Annotated in this window: 1 pseudogene; it reads left to right on the top strand. The window is 54.7% G+C overall.

Annotated elements, in window-relative coordinates:
• Positions 1-1089 (top strand): annotated as a pseudogene (locus ACTHS3_RS14170) (TonB-dependent receptor); the annotation flags it as partial.

The following is a 1089-nucleotide window of genomic DNA, read 5'->3' as shown; positions in this document are numbered from 1 at the left end:
ACTCAACGCGCGTTGGGGCAATGCCGATTTGAGCAATACGGTCAGCGCGGAAGCAGGCATCATCAAACTCAAACGCCGCGCCGACAATTACTCCCTGCGTCAAAACAACACGCCGCAACAAGTATTCGTAGAGCTTGACCGCAAAGTGTACGACTTCTCGCTCAAACACGACGCGGATTTCGGCAAATTACACAACACGGCAGCCGTCAGCTACCGCAACGACAGTCAAAACGGCGAGCGCAACGCCCACACCGCCATGCGTAATTTCCTCAACGGCTACCGTTTCGCCGATGTACACCTCGACCGCTGGCGCATTGCCGATACCCTGTCTTACAAGTTCAACGACCAACACAAACTGGGCTTGGGCTTAAGCTACGAAATCAACGAAGCGGACGTACGCAAAAATACGGCGCAGCCCGCCCATCCGATGAACCGCAATCTCGCCTTCGCCTCGGCGCAGCAAATCTGGAAAACCCATTACGGCTACGACTTCAACGGCAAAGTGCGCCGTCATGCTTTGTCGGGCGAACTCAAATATGATTTCACGCCGTCTGAAACGCAAAAATACAGCGTCTCCCTTGCTCACTTAGAACGCATCGGCGACAACACCGAACGCTTCAACTCACTTGCCGCCATCGTACAAAACCGCATGAACGGCGCATTGATGAACCCAAACCCAGCCGCTGCCATCGCAGGCAATCCCCTGCTGAAAACCGAAAAACACAACCGCATCAAGCTCACCGCCGACAGCCGCAACAACTACTACAACGGCTACATGAACTCGTTGGCAGGCGCAGGCTGGAACGTGGGCGGCACACTTATGGCGGACAAAGTCAAAGACCTGATTATTTTTGACCGTGCACACGGACAAAGCGGCACTGCTTCCAAAGGCGGCGGCATCATCACACGCAACGTGAACGCACGATTGTTTACCGCGCAGGCCTACGCGCGTTACAACTTCAATCCGTATTGGGCGGCAGGCATCAAAGCCACCTACAACTACGGACACAACGAAACCGACGGCAGGCCGCTCTATCAAATCCGTCCGTTTGAAGCCGCCGTCCAAGCCGACTACAAAAACTACTTTGC

Source organism: Neisseria sp. P0009.S007 (assembly GCF_051962515.1).
Note: the sequence above shows the minus strand (reverse complement) of the source record. Positions and strands in the feature narration are given on the sequence as shown.